At 37.5% G+C, this 13762-nt stretch carries 11 protein-coding genes and 1 pseudogene; all 12 read right to left on the bottom strand.

The genetic code is table 11. The features are described 5' to 3' along the window. Nucleotides 1–35: 35 nt before the first annotated feature. Nucleotides 36–986 (bottom strand): carbamate kinase, encoded by a 951-nt coding sequence (gene arcC, locus Ami3637_RS13625; protein WP_162363037.1) that lies wholly within the window; start codon nt 984–986, stop codon nt 36–38. 16 nt (nt 987–1002) lie between these two features. Beyond that, entirely contained in the window at nt 1003–2001 is a 999-nt protein-coding gene (gene argF, locus Ami3637_RS13620) for an ornithine carbamoyltransferase (RefSeq protein WP_162363035.1), read from the bottom strand. A 165-nt stretch (nt 2002–2166) separates the two neighbouring features. After that, nucleotides 2167–3582 carry an amino acid permease gene (locus tag Ami3637_RS13615; RefSeq protein WP_162363036.1) on the bottom strand — a complete coding sequence of 472 codons (1416 nt, stop codon included), beginning with the start codon at nt 3580–3582 and terminating at the stop codon, nt 2167–2169. Nucleotides 3583–3703: 121 nt separating this feature from the next. After that, nucleotides 3704–4702, bottom strand: coding sequence for an ornithine carbamoyltransferase (gene argF / locus Ami3637_RS13610; RefSeq protein ID WP_162363035.1), 999 nt, complete (start codon nt 4700–4702; stop codon nt 3704–3706). Between the two features lie 182 nt (nt 4703–4884). Next, on the bottom strand, nt 4885–5490 hold the full coding sequence (vanX, locus tag Ami3637_RS13605; protein ID WP_162363034.1) for a D-Ala-D-Ala dipeptidase VanX: 606 nt from the start codon (nt 5488–5490) through the stop codon (nt 4885–4887). A gap of 6 nt (nt 5491–5496) precedes the next feature. Then, complete coding sequence (gene vanA / locus Ami3637_RS13600; RefSeq protein WP_162363033.1) at nt 5497–6528, bottom strand: D-alanine--(R)-lactate ligase; 1032 nt, start codon at nt 6526–6528, stop codon at nt 5497–5499. Then, entirely contained in the window at nt 6516–7490 is a 975-nt protein-coding gene (locus tag Ami3637_RS13595; RefSeq protein ID WP_243158023.1) for an NAD(P)-dependent oxidoreductase, read from the bottom strand. Before Ami3637_RS13595 ends, vanA begins: the two co-directional genes overlap by 13 nt. A gap of 226 nt (nt 7491–7716) precedes the next feature. Then, a pseudogene (locus Ami3637_RS13590) lies at nt 7717–9107 on the bottom strand (aldehyde dehydrogenase). 31 nt (nt 9108–9138) lie between these two features. Then, the gene (locus tag Ami3637_RS13585; protein WP_162363032.1) at nt 9139–10245 is read right to left on the bottom strand and encodes an SLC13 family permease; all 1107 of its coding nucleotides are present in this window, start codon (nt 10243–10245) and stop codon (nt 9139–9141) included. Between the two features lie 3 nt (nt 10246–10248). Continuing rightward, nucleotides 10249–11772, bottom strand: a complete 1524-nt coding sequence (locus tag Ami3637_RS13580) for a Mur ligase family protein (protein ID WP_243158022.1) — start codon at nt 11770–11772, stop codon at nt 10249–10251. 30 nt (nt 11773–11802) lie between these two features. Beyond that, complete coding sequence (cuyB, locus tag Ami3637_RS13575) at nt 11803–12516, bottom strand: cysteate racemase (RefSeq protein ID WP_162363031.1); 714 nt, start codon at nt 12514–12516, stop codon at nt 11803–11805. 30 nt (nt 12517–12546) lie between these two features. Next, nucleotides 12547–13752, bottom strand: coding sequence for a carboxylate--amine ligase (locus Ami3637_RS13570; protein ID WP_162363030.1), 1206 nt, complete (start codon nt 13750–13752; stop codon nt 12547–12549). Nucleotides 13753–13762 lie beyond the last annotated feature (10 nt).

Below are 13762 nucleotides of genomic sequence, written 5' to 3'. Positions count from 1 at the left end.
TTAACACGCAAGCTTTTTTTTTATTAACTTTTTAATCAGGCAAAAGTAATGATAGTACCTGTCTTTCCTTCCAAAGCTTCTAAAGATTTATCAAGGGATGTTATAATTGCTTTCTTCGAAGGATTTGCTCTCACAAACTTCATAGCAGCCTGCACTTTAGGCAACATGCTGCCTGGTGCAAATTGTCCTTCTTCTATATATTTAGAAGCATCTTCTAAAGTCATCTGGCTGAGATTCTCCTGCCGAGGGGTGTTAAAATTAATGGCAACCTTTTCAACTTCTGTGAGAATCATCAGACAGTCCGCTTTCACTTGTTCTGCCAAAAGCTCTGCTGCAAAGTCTTTATCGATTACTGCAGCAACCCCCTCCAGTAATCCGGTATCATTTTCAATAACAGGAATTCCTCCGCCGCCACAGGTAATTACAACAGTAGAATCCCACAATTTTTTAACAGCATCGATTTCTACTATTTTTTTCGGAAGCGGTGATGGCACTACTCTTCTCCATCCCCGGCCTGCATCTTCCTTCATTACATATCCCTTTTCTTTTTCAAGGTTTTTGGCCTCTTCCTCACTATAGAATTGTCCTATAGGCTTGGAAGGTTTCTGAAAAGCCGGGTCTGCCTCATCCACAATCATCTGAGTTGCCAGGGTAACAACTGGAATATTTTTGTTTCTGAGATTCAATGCGTACTTTAATCCCTGCTGTATATGATAACCTATATATCCCTGTGACATGGCTCCGCATACATCAAAGGGCATTACAGGTGTAACCTCCTTTGCAGTCTCATAAGCCTGCAGGATTCTTCCTACCTGTGGTCCGTTTCCATGAACCACAGCAATCTCATAACCTCTGCAGCTTATCTCCGCTATATGTTCACAGGTCTTTTTTACCACCTGCAGCTGGGCTTCAGCAGTTGCAGGTCCCTTTCCGGACTGCAGTGCATTTCCCCCTAAAGCAATGACTAATTTCGTTGCATTTTCCATGACTGTTTTCTCCTTTTTATCTGCCTATAGTTGCTACCATAACTGCTTTAATTGTGTGCATACGATTCTCTGCTTCATCAAATACCTTGGAATATTTGCTTCTGAATACTTCATCCGTTACTTCTCTGATGTCGTATCCTAATTCCTTCTGGGATTTTGCCATAACGGTTTCAAAGTCGTGGAATGAAGGTAAACAGTGCAGGAAGATAACGTCTTCATTTCCTGTTGCTTCAATCATCTCTTCTGTTACTTTATATGGAGTCAGCATCTTAACCTTCTCTGGTATCTGTGCTTCTTCTCCCATGGATGCCCATACATCGGTGTATAATACATCCGCACCCTTTAGGCATTCAGCTGTGCTGCACAGTTCAATCTTTGCCCCGGTCTTCCTGGCTACTTCATTTACTTTTTCCAGCATACCTTTATCAATTTCGTCCAGCAGTACCTGTGGTCCATAGGCCACATAGTGCATGCCCATCTTTGCGCATCCGTACATCCACGCATAACTCATGTTGTTTCTTACATCACCACAGAAAACTACCTTCACTTTGTTCAGTGGCTTCGCTACATGTTCTTCAATGGTTAAAAGATCCGCCAGTATCTGCGTAGGATGGTCAACATCTGTTAATCCATTCCATACTGGAATACCTGAATATTTTGCTAGATCTTCAACTAATGACTGCTTAAAACCTCTGTACTCGATACCATCAAAAAACCTTCCAAAAACTTTAGCTGAATCCTCAACCGATTCTTTTTTGCCAAATTGTGAACTGTTTGAGTCAAGAAAAGTAACATGGGCCCCCTCATCTAAGCAGGCAACTTCAAAAGCACATCTTGTTCTGGTTGAAGTCTTCTCGAAAAGAAGAACGATGTTCTTTCCTTTCAGAGCAGTACCTTCCATTCCAGCACGTTTCTTTGCCTTCAAGTCATGGGCTAAATCAAGCATATACCTGATTTCTTCCGGAGTAAAATCCATTAGTGTTAAAAAACTTCTTCCTTTAAGATTAACTGCCATTTTTCTTTCTCCTTTGTCTTGTTTTTAGTTAAGTTATTATTTTTTTACTATAGCCGGCTGCTTCAAAAAAATTCAATAAACTTCGCAGAATTATTCATTTTTTCTGATAATTAAAAAAACGTACCTTTAAATTGGTACGTTTTTTTAATTAATTTTCTTTTTGCATTACTGTTTTGCACTAGTTTTTAATTTAGGAGCAAATAACTTATATCCTGCATATAAAATGAATATCAAAGGAAATCCGCAAATAATAGCTAATCTTTCTGTAGGATCCATAATCATGGCAACGATAATAACGCAATAAATAACAATTGCTGCTATTGGTGTTACCGGGTAAAACGGAGTTCTATATGGTAAATCTTCTACTTTGTTTCCTGCAGCAACATATCGTTTTCTGAAACGCATCTGGCAAATGCAGTCAACTCCATAAACAAATACATCTATACTTGCCAAAAGAGAGATTAAGAAAAGGTAAACTGTATCCGCAGCAATAAAGCTGGATACTATAGCAAATGCTGCAAACATTATAGAAATAGCAAGTGAATACACAGGAACCTTCCTTTCATTTGTCTTTGCCAATATTTTAGGAGCCTGACCATGTTTTGAAAGGGACCAGAGGGTTCTTGTGCTGGCATATAAAAAGCCGTTAGCAGAAGACAATGCAGAAGTCACCACGATTATATTGACAACAAGAGCTGCTGAATGAATCCCTGCATTCTGGAACATGTAAGCAAAGGGACTACCAGCAAGATTAGCCTCTCTCCAAGGAATTACACATCCGATTAATACAACACAAACTACATAGCAGGAAGTTATGCTGATTAAAAATCCCTTGATGGCTTTAGGCATTTCTACACCAGGGTTTTTCGTTTCACCTGCTGCTGTTGCAATAAGATCTGAGCCCCCAAAAGCAAAGATTGCAGATAACATGGATGCTAAAATTGCTGTAAACCCATTTGGGAATGCGCCGCCATCATTTACAAAATTGGTGAATCCAATGCGATCCCCACCTATAACACCTGTAATAATTCCGATACCAGTAATAATAAATAAAATTACTGCGATAACTTTGATACTTGCAAACCAAAATTCCACTTCTCCATAATGCTTGGAAGGAAGTACGTTGAGTATAACCAGTAAAATAGTAAAGGACACAACCCAGACTAAAGAGTTTACATCCGGAAAAATATTTTTCATAATAATAGCAGAAGCGACAATCTGTGCTGTAACGGTAATCGCACAGTTAATCCATTTTACCCATCCAGTGGTAAAGCCCATGGCGTTTCCAATAAATTCTGTTGCATAGGCCTGGACATTACCAGCTACAGGCATTGCTGCCGTAAGTTCTCCCAGACAGGACATCATCAGGAACATAATCAGTGAAGCGATTAAATATGCAACCACGGCTCCCCCTGGTCCTGCATTATGTATAACATTTCCAGAAGCAAGAAATATACCTGTACCAATTGTCGAACCAATGGCATACATCTGGATATGCCTGTTGGAGAAATTACGTTCAAGACCTTTTGATTTATCAATAGCTTCTGTGACTTCATTTAATTGTTTTGCACTACTTTCCATATTGTTTTCCTCCAGTTGATCAATTAAATTACTTAATTGTAATCATTTGTAATTCTATTATTTTATTTTCAAATTTCCCCAAATAAAAAATCAACTCTCATTTTGCCTCAAAATTATGGATTTATCTGCCTATAGTTGCTACCATAACTGCTTTAATTGTGTGCATACGATTCTCTGCTTCATCAAATACCTTGGAATATTTGCTTCTGAATACTTCATCCGTTACTTCTCTGATGTCGTATCCTAATTCCTTCTGGGATTTTGCCATAACGGTTTCAAAGTCGTGGAATGAAGGTAAACAGTGCAGGAAGATAACGTCTTCATTTCCTGTTGCTTCAATCATCTCTTCTGTTACTTTATATGGAGTCAGCATCTTAACCTTCTCTGGTATCTGTGCTTCTTCTCCCATGGATGCCCATACATCGGTGTATAATACATCCGCACCCTTTAGGCATTCAGCTGTGCTGCACAGTTCAATCTTTGCCCCGGTCTTCCTGGCTACTTCATTTACTTTTTCCAGCATACCTTTATCAATTTCGTCCAGCAGTACCTGTGGTCCATAGGCCACATAGTGCATGCCCATCTTTGCGCATCCGTACATCCACGCATAACTCATGTTGTTTCTTACATCACCACAGAAAACTACCTTCACTTTGTTCAGTGGCTTCGCTACATGTTCTTCAATGGTTAAAAGATCCGCCAGTATCTGCGTAGGATGGTCAACATCTGTTAATCCATTCCATACTGGAATACCTGAATATTTTGCTAGATCTTCAACTAATGACTGCTTAAAACCTCTGTACTCGATACCATCAAAAAACCTTCCAAAAACTTTAGCTGAATCCTCAACCGATTCTTTTTTGCCAAATTGTGAACTGTTTGAGTCAAGAAAAGTAACATGGGCCCCCTCATCTAAGCAGGCAACTTCAAAAGCACATCTTGTTCTGGTTGAAGTCTTCTCGAAAAGAAGAACGATGTTCTTTCCTTTCAGAGCAGTACCTTCCATTCCAGCACGTTTCTTTGCCTTCAAGTCATGGGCTAAATCAAGCATATACCTGATTTCTTCCGGAGTAAAATCCATTAGTGTTAAAAAACTTCTTCCTTTAAGATTAACTGCCATTTTTCTTTCTCCTTTGTCTTATTTTAATTTTTTTAACTATAGCTACTTTTTTCAAAAATCTTCAATTCGCTTCACATAATAATTTATTTTTTCTGATAATTTTTTTATAAATATTCATTTTACTGACAAAAACAGACAAATCCCGACCAGCTATTTTGATCGGGATTTCAGTAATTTATTATTTAAATTGGAAAATCAAAGTATGTGTCAGGATAAGGTTCATCCTTTAACATGTAATGCCACCATTCGTTTTCATAGGCCTCAAAACCACAGTTTTCCATTATGGAACGGAGTAAATGACGGTTTTCTGACTCTATGGGCTTAATATTTTTTGCATCATGATGAGATTTTTTATCCATTAAATCAAAATGACCTCCCATGGGAAGTAACTTTCCTGTTTTCAATATATACAGGGTTAAGTCTATGGCACTCCCCCGACTATGACTTGACTGGGTAGCCACATACCCCTTCTGGATCATTTCTGCTCTGTCAATATTAGGATAATATCTTTTCTTATGAATTCCATCATCAGGTAGTCTTGCCCAATTGAGGAAACACTCTACTGCCCTCTGCGGCCGATATCCATCCCAGAGAAATAACCCATATCCCAAGGCTCGGGCTTTATGCTGCACTTTGTCAAGAGCTTCTGCCAATGCCTTCGTACCCATTATACGGTTTGCACCATAACCTTTCACTGGAACCCCAGTAAAATTATTACTGGTAAAATATTTTGCTTCCCATCGAATGCCACATATTACCTCATCCATATAAACAAAATCCCTACTCATACTCATTCATCCTTTCAATGCCAGTTCAACAATATTATCAATCAGTTCAGACATGGTTAATCCTGCTGCCGCCATCATTCGGGGATATCTGCTGTATGAAGTACAGCCCGGCATGGTGTTTACTTCATTTAAAACTACCCTTCCATCTTCTTGCAGAAACATATCCACCCGTGCCAGGCCTTTGCAGCCTAATGTATTATAAATACGTTTTGCCGTTTCTTGCACACATCTGCGATCCTTTTCACTAATATCAGCAGGTACTTTTATGGTGGAATTGTCAGATCCTTTTTCAGGATTTTTTTCCTGATGAATTCTGAAAAATCCGTGAGATACTTCTATTTGATCTACTTCTCCCACAACCAGCTCTTTTCCACTGCCCATTACAGCGCACCCTACCTCGTAACCAGAAATAGCCTCTTCAATCAATACCTTTGTGTCATACTGTCTCGCATTTTCTACAGCTGAAGATAGCTGTTCCCCATTGTAAACTTTACTAACTCCAAAAGAGGAGCCAGACCGTGCAGGTTTTACAAACACAGGGTACTTTAACTCCAAACTGCCAAATTCTTCATCTAAATTTACCACCCAGAACTCAGGTACCCTGACCCCTGAGTCTTTAGCCATTATATTTGTAAGGGACTTATCCATACCCAGCACAGAACTTTGTATATCACATCCAATATACGGGATTCCCGAAAGTTCCAAAAGACCTTGAATTGCACCATCTTCACCCATTTTTCCGTGCAATACCGGAAAAACAACATCTATCTCTATGGACTTATATCTGCCATCTTCCAAAGCTAATAATCCGTGAAAACTTCGATCTGGAGAAATGATTGCAGGAATACACCTGCCTTTTTCCCAGTTTACCTCAGGTTGCTCGCAGATTTTCCATTGTCCCTCTCTGTTAATTCCTACATAAACTGGTTCATATTTTTCTATATTAATATTACGGGCAATTTCCTGAGCTGACTTGATGGAAATAAAATATTCATCTGAACAGCCACCAAATAAAACAGCAATTTTTAATCGATCCATTTCTCAATTCTCCTCTCATATTCTAAACAGTTTTTTATTGTATTTTCTACAACATCTTTTAACGCATGTTCTGTATAAAAAGCAATGTGTGGTGTAATTGTCACATTACTTAATTTTCGGAGGCGGAGAAAAAGCTCATTTGGGATGATTTCATCCTTGCAATTGTGATAAAAAATTCCTTCTTCTCCTTCTATCACATCCAGAACAGCTCCACCCAGCCTGCCACTTTCCAGGGCCTGGACTAACGCTTCTGTATCAATCAGTGCCCCTCGTCCTGTGTTAACAATTAAAGCATCTTTCTTCATCTTTGCAATGCTGCTGTCATCCAGCATATGTCTGGTTTCCACATCCAGGGGCATATGTAAGGTCACAATATCACTTTGTTCCAGCACATCATCCAAATTTGCATAATTAACCTCTGCGGTTTTCTCATGGTCATAGGCCAGTACCTTACATCCAAACCCAGTTAAACGTTTGATAACAGCTTGTCCAATCCGCCCAGTTCCCAATACCCCCACTGTCATATCACTAAGCTCTTTTCCCCTTGCTGCCAGTCTAAAGTTCTGTTCATCCGCACGCCTCAAAACATCCTCTGTATTTCTTAACCCCATCAGCATCAGCATCAGGGTATAATCCGCCACACCGTTTGGCGAATATACCACATTATCAATGCAAATCCCCAGCCTTTGGGCTGCCTTTACATCTATATGGTTCAACCCAATGCTCCTGGTAGAAATATACCTTACTCCTTTTTTTTCAAGTGCTTTTAATACAGGTAGTGTAATCTCTGTTTTATGGCTGACACTTATACATTTGTTTCCCCCTGCCAGTGAAGCGTTCTCAAGAGTGACTGCATCTCTCACTATTTTCAGTTTCAAATCATATGACTTTGAATATTTTTGAAAAAGCATTGCTTCATCTTTTTCACATCCATAAATAGTTAATCCCTTTTTCCCCATCATATTTCCTTTCTTCAAAATATAAGTTGATGACTTTGTTATATTAATAGTATCAAAGGAGGAAAATCTATGTCTTAATATATGCTTGTCAATTCATTAAGAAAAAGTATATAATGTCTTGATGTTTTGTTAAAACAGCCTGTATATGAATACTAGGCATAAAAAAACACCCTCAAGGATCAGATTAATTTATCTCAACCTTAAAGGCGTACTTTTCTTAGTATTTTTCCTATTTTAAAAATTTCTTGACTATCCATAATTTATTCTCGCTAAATGGTGGATAAACCAGCGTATTATTAAATCTTGCTGACTTTTTTAGTACTCCCTTTTTATGAGAAAAAGCTACAAAGCTCTGCTGTCCATGATAACTTCCCATACCTGCTCCCCCAACACCGCCAAAAGGTAACCAGTGATTGGCAATATGCATAATGGTATCATTTATACACGCATTTCCAGAGGAAACATCTCTTAGTACTCTTCTTTCAACCTTCCTTTTTCGTGTAAAAAGATATAAAGCCAAAGGTTTTGGTAATTCTTTAATATTCTTAAGAGCTGTATCTAGATCAGTATACTTTATAACGGGAAGCACTGGTCCAAAAATCTCTTCCTGCATTATGGAAGCATTCCATTGACTCGTCCTAAGCACTGTTGGCTCTATATACCTGGTTTCAGCATTACTATGCCCTCCGAAAACAATAGAATCTCTCTCCTGTTCCATCAAGTTAAGTATCCTATTAAAATGTTTGTCGTTTATGATGCAGCCATAATCACTGCTTTTTTCCACGTCTTTTCCATAATATCTTTTTACAGCCTTTTTCATTTGAAGAAGCATTTCCTCTTCCACCGATTCATGAACTAGTACATAATCTGGTGCAACGCAGGTCTGCCCTGCATTTAACATTTTACCCCATATAATTCTCCTCGCTGCCTCTTTAATGTTTGCACTTTCATCAACTATTGCAGGACTCTTCCCTCCCAGTTCAAGAGTAACCGGTACCAGATTTTTTGCGGCTGCCTCCATTACAATTTTTCCTACTGCAGGGCTGCCTGTAAAAAAAATATAATCAAATTTTGAATTTATTAAGGATGTGCTAGTCTCCAATGTACCTTCTACGCACGTTATATAGCAGCTTTCAAAGGTATCCTCTATCATATTTTTTATAGCTTCTGAAGTGTTAACTGCCATTTCTGATGTTTTTACCACCGCAGTATTACCTGCGGCTATAGCTCCAATAAGCGGTTCCAGCAGTAGCTGGACAGGATAATTATAGGCCCCAGAATCAGCACGGTTCCATAGGGTTCGCTCTGCACATAGCTCCTGGATGGTAACAGATATAAAGGGGTATGCCTTTTCTCCGGCTTTGCCCACTTTGCAAGATTTTTGATCATATAGGAAATGCTGGCATATACAAATCCTATTTCTGTTATATAGGCTTCATTTTTATGCTTTCCCAGATCTTTGTGCAATGCCTCAGAAATCTCATTTTCATGTTTCTTTATTCCCTTTTTTAAATTTCTCAGCTGTTTTATCCGGAATTCCGTATTTTTTGTAATGTTAGTATTAAAGTAGTTACGTTGATACTCCAGAATTTTTTCTACATCGCCTGGAGTTAATTCCATGTGGTTCATTTCATTTCCCCCTTTTTACTTTTCATAAAATAGTTGATGCAAATATTAATATAATTAAATATAAAAAATTTATAGCCGTAAAAACAATCAGATATCGTCCTTTATCTGCAGACTTCCTCTGGGAATAAATTTTAAAGGATATTAAACTGGCTAAAGATGCAATTAATGTTCCCAATCCACCTATATCTGTTCCTAAAATCAGATCTCTGGAGTTATCTGTAAAAGACGACAGCATTACAGCTGCGGGTACATTGCTTATAAACTGTGACAGTATTATAGCTGAAAAAAATACCTTCCCCTGTATCATCTGTGAAATCACTCGGCTTATAATATCCATCTTTCCTGCATTTCCAACAAATATAAAGAAGAATATAAAAGTTATCAGTAGAAAATAATCTACCTCTTTAAGTAATTTCCAATCCAGCACTATAATAGATAAAAGCACTATAATAAACATTAACCGGTAATCCAGTATACCCACCACAGAAGCAATACAGATAAAAAATAAACCAATATAGGAACAAAGTTTAAACTTGCTCTCCACCATAGTTTCCACATCAAATACTATATTTAATTTCTGGCCCCGTACCACTGATGTCATTATAACAACCAGAATAAAACTTAACAGGGTGATTGGAAAAGTAATCTTTAAAAATTCTATTGCTGTTAAATGAAAATATGAAAACAAATATAAGTTTTGTGGATTACCCACAGGAGTCAGCATACTTCCCAGATTAGCTGCTACGGTTTCCATTACTACAATGAATATAAGTCTTTTTTCGCTCAAAAAATCTAAGGCTGCTAATGTAAAAGGAACCATTGTAAGTAATGCAACATCATTAGTAACCATCATAGCAATAAAAAAACACAGGGTCACCAGAATCAAGGATACAATCCGTACACACCTTGCTTTTTTCAAAAGTGCCTGGGAGATAATCTCAAAAGTTCCGATTTTCTGGAGACCTGCTACTACAACCATCAGCGAAAATAGTAATGCAATTACTTTAAAATCTATGTATCCTTTATATGACAGAGAAGGTGGTACGAAAAAGGCTGACAGCATAGCTGCCAGCCCAGAAATTACAAATACGGTCTCCTTTTTAATCAAGCCTGTCCATTTACTTCCCATATCCTACTTGTCCTTCAAAAACTCCTGTACGTATTCCACATCAGAAGGAGTATCAATATACTTTGTTCCCCTCTTTTGCCTTGTTTCCCTGCCTTTTCCGGTTACAAGAACTACGGTATCTCTGTCTGCATCTGCAATGGCCTGTCTGATAGCTTCTTTTCTGTCTGGGATTATGGAACATTTACATTCATGTTCTTCCACATGTTCTGCAATTTCCTGGCATATTTTCATCAGTGGCTCTTCCCCTGCATCCTCTTCCGTGATGAATACATGATCAGAATATTTACCCGCTATATCCCCAAGCTCACGTCTTCTTGCAAGAGCTTTTTTGCCTGGACAGCCAAATACAATTGTTATTTTCTTGTTAGGAAATTCCCTCTTCATAGAAGCAAATAAAGACTCAAAACTCATTTTATTGTGAGCATAGTCTACAATTACATACAAATCTTTATTGAGATTTGTATAGACTTCCATTCTGCCGCTTACCTGAGCTTTTTTCAAGCCTGCATGTATGTTTTTAAGGGGAATATTTAATGAATAACAAATGGCAATCGCTGCCAGAGCATTGGAAACATTAAATAAACCAGGCATGTTAATTTTAAATTCTTCGTCAAAGCTGTCAGAACGTACATTAAAAACAATACTGTTTCCACTGGTAGCAATATTGTATCCATATATATCCGCCTTTTCATTCAGGCCGAATGTAACTACTCTCTTGCATTTCTTTGCCTCATAAAGAACACGTTCTACATGGTCAGAATCTATATTTACACAAGCTGTTTCACACTGATTAAACAGTTTCAGCTTAGACTGAAAATAATCCTCAAAGTCACAATGTTCCGCCTCACTTATATGGTCCTCTCCAATGTTTAGGAAGCATCCCACTGTAAAATTTACTCCCAGGGTCCTGTGATATTTTAAAGCCTGGCTTGAAACTTCCATAGATAAATACTCTATATCTGTTTTCACCGCATTATTAAAATGTCTATGGAGATCTAAAGTTTCAGGAGTGGTCAGATGAGATTCTTCATTTACTACTCCGTCATAATTATCAATTCCTGATAGAACAGCACTTTTAGGTTTTTTCATGTCTTTTAAATAATCATCCAGAATGGCCTTCATAAAATAAGTGGTGGTAGACTTCCCCTTTGTTCCTGTGATTCCAATAAGGTTCAGTTTATCCCAGACCTGATTATAATACTTGTCTGATATATAAGCCATTGTCTTTCTCATATCATTTACAATAATATAAGGTATATTGCGTTCTGTTTTTAAATCTGATATATCATACTTTTCTTCGCTTATATACGCAAAGGCTCCTTCTTTTATAGCACTCTTCAGGTACTCTGCTGTAAAATGCGTACCCTTACAAATAAAAAGCGTTCCATATTTCACATCCATGGAGTTATAGGATACGTATCTCACCAGCTCTTCCATTGCATCTTCTTCTGCATTGGTTTCAACTAATAAATCCTGATCTTTTAATAATTTTATATACTCTCTTAAATTCTGTATTTTGTTTGACACCTGACCACCTCTGTTTTTCAAATTATAAAGTTATTTTAAACTTTTATCACACAATACGATTGCTCTCTCTGCTAAGACTTCCATTGCATCTACATAAAAATCGGAAAGATTATTTATTTCTTTAAAGCAGGAAAGTTCAGTGCATGCCATCAGCACACACTTGCATCCGGCTTCTTTCATTTCTTTTTCAACTTCATAAAAATCTTTCATGTCAACAGGGTTTCCGTCTTTAATGCCATCATAAATTATTTTCATAACCCTTGCCTGATTTTCTTCAGATGGTACCACTGCTGTTATACCTAGTGCCTTACATTCATTTTGGTATAGTTTTGTTTTAATAGTGCCATCGGTTGCAAGTATCCCCAGTTTAAAGTTTTCACCGTGCCTGCAGTATAAAGACATAGCTGCTTCCTTTATCATATTGATAATGGGAATCTTTAAACTCTTCTGAAGCCTGTCTACTAAAAGATGAGATGTATTACATGGTATTGCTATGTAATCTGCTCCACCCACTTCCAAAAACTTTGCATCATGCAAAAGTTTATGATAAAGTTCCTCTACATCTCCGCTTTTAATTGCTGTTGTTCTGTCCGGCATACTTGCATGATTTAAAATAATCATGTTTAAATGGTCCTGATCACAATGGGCCTTTGTTTTATCGATGATCATCTTATAAAAAAGCTGAGTTGCAAGAGGCCCCATTCCGCCTATTACACCTAGAACTTTTTGTCCTTTTTCTCTCATGTATAAATTCTCCTAAAGTATCTGTCTGCCTTATTTTCCAAGATATTTTTTAAACTTAACATAATGTCCCATCTGTGACTTAATTAGTTTCAGCTTTCTTCCTAAATTGTTATCTGGTGCATAAAATAATGGATTAACCCATTTTCCTGCTGCAAACAGTTCCCGCATTTCTTTCTTGTATTCTTCTGGCTTTATATAAGTAAAGGCAACCTTTTTCGGTACAACCAGCCATAAATTTCTGTTTCTTACAAAGTTCTCTTCAAGAGGTCTGTCCTCAATGTAATCTTCTACTAAGCATCTGGCCACATTTGCCCCTGCTCCTGTCACATAAAAATTACTTCTTCCCTGTCTGGTATTGATTTCAAATACTTTATATTTGCCATCCCTTGTATCATATTTTATATCAAAATTTGAAAATCCAATATAGTTCATACTTTCCAAAAGCTGTTTAAACTGTGCTTCTACCGTTTCATTATGCTCAGTTATGATAACTGCATGATTACCGATTCCATGAGGTGTATGCTCTTCCAGAAGAACATGTCCTAAACACATCATCTTAACCTTACCATTCTTATCGGAATAGTTTGTAAGTACCCGCATAAAAGTGTCATCTCCGGGGATAAAATCCTGGATTATAATAGAATCTTCGTAACCGGACCCATAAATATCATCTAAAACAGAATCCAGTTCTTCTCTTGAGTCTGCTTTATATACCTTTTTCTGGGTAGTAAAAGGGTGTCTCCAGTACTCAATACCATTGGAAGGTTTTATTATGAATGGTGCATCAAATGGAAGTTCAAAACTATGCCCCAGCTCCTTTTTATGCACAAAAGTGTTTGGATAGTCCACACCAATTTTTTCACACATGTCATAGAATTTTTCTTTGTGAATTAAGTTATTCATCATATCAATGTGAATATAAGGGGCGATAATATTTTCAGGAAGCCTGTCCTTATTTTCGCTGATCAGCTGTACGTAGCTGTCTCCACAACCAATTAAAAGGATTTTGGTATCTTTATGCTTTTCTGCAAATCCAAGAACAAGTGAAAGGAAAGTATCCTGTTCATCTGCCTTTGGATTTGCATTATAATTCATTATTTTGCTCTTGTAGCACGGACCTGTAGGAAATTTTCCATATACAAATGGCTTAATGCCATATTCTTCGTGAAAAGCTCTTGCTACACTATATACATTAATATCCCCTGCAAAAAGCAATGGAATAAACTTATTTTTCATCTTATGTTCT

It is taken from the genome of Aminipila terrae, assembly GCF_010120715.1.
GTDB lineage: Bacteria > Bacillota > Clostridia > Peptostreptococcales > Anaerovoracaceae > Aminipila > Aminipila terrae.
This window is presented reverse-complemented; position numbering and strand designations above follow the sequence as displayed.

Bases quoted from the DNA above. Each gene is read 5' to 3' on its own strand.
- Ami3637_RS13585 (WP_162363032.1), bottom strand. From the start codon at position 10,245: ATGGGAAGTAAATGGACAGGCTTGATTAAAAAGGAGACCGTATTTGTA.
- Ami3637_RS13615 (WP_162363036.1), bottom strand. From the start codon at position 3,582: ATGGAAAGTAGTGCAAAACAATTAAATGAAGTCACAGAAGCTATTGAT.
- cuyB (WP_162363031.1), bottom strand. From the start codon at position 12,516: ATGAGAGAAAAAGGACAAAAAGTTCTAGGTGTAATAGGCGGAATGGGG.
- argF (WP_162363035.1), bottom strand. From the start codon at position 2,001: ATGGCAGTTAATCTTAAAGGAAGAAGTTTTTTAACACTAATGGATTTT.
- vanX (WP_162363034.1), bottom strand. From the start codon at position 5,490: ATGAGTAGGGATTTTGTTTATATGGATGAGGTAATATGTGGCATTCGA.
- Ami3637_RS13595 (WP_243158023.1), bottom strand. From the start codon at position 7,490: ATGATGGGGAAAAAGGGATTAACTATTTATGGATGTGAAAAAGATGAA.
- vanA (WP_162363033.1), bottom strand. From the start codon at position 6,528: ATGGATCGATTAAAAATTGCTGTTTTATTTGGTGGCTGTTCAGATGAA.
- argF (WP_162363035.1), bottom strand. From the start codon at position 4,702: ATGGCAGTTAATCTTAAAGGAAGAAGTTTTTTAACACTAATGGATTTT.
- arcC (WP_162363037.1), bottom strand. From the start codon at position 986: ATGGAAAATGCAACGAAATTAGTCATTGCTTTAGGGGGAAATGCACTG.
- Ami3637_RS13570 (WP_162363030.1), bottom strand. From the start codon at position 13,752: ATGAAAAATAAGTTTATTCCATTGCTTTTTGCAGGGGATATTAATGTA.